Origin of the sequence: Psychrobacter sp. TB55-MNA-CIBAN-0194 (assembly GCF_040309505.1) — a bacterium.
Classification (GTDB): domain Bacteria; phylum Pseudomonadota; class Gammaproteobacteria; order Pseudomonadales; family Moraxellaceae; genus Psychrobacter; species Psychrobacter fozii.
This window is the reverse complement of record NZ_JBEOOW010000777.1, coordinates 1-236: the sequence shown is the minus strand read 5'-3', so window position 1 is coordinate 236 and position 236 is coordinate 1. Positions and strand designations below refer to the sequence as shown.

The following is a 236-nucleotide window of genomic DNA, read 5'->3' as shown; positions in this document are numbered from 1 at the left end:
CTATAAAGCAAAAAGCCCATCAAGGCAATCACGGTCAAACCGTCACGTAATAATGTTTTCATCGAATCGGTACTGGCAGCGGTCACCTGCTCAACATCAAAAATAAGCTTAGACGAAATCGTCCCTGCCGGATTGGCCAAATAGAATGAACTTGGCAAACGCAGTAACTTATTAAACACTTCTACGCGCAGCTCATAGACTAAATTTCGTGACACCAACGCCGTATAGTAATTACC

At 43.2% G+C, this 236-nt stretch carries 1 protein-coding gene; it reads right to left on the bottom strand.

The window, feature by feature from the left end:
- A partial coding sequence (locus AAEY75_RS17060) for an ABC transporter transmembrane domain-containing protein (protein WP_352260370.1) occupies positions 1–236 on the bottom strand: 236 nt, incomplete at both ends.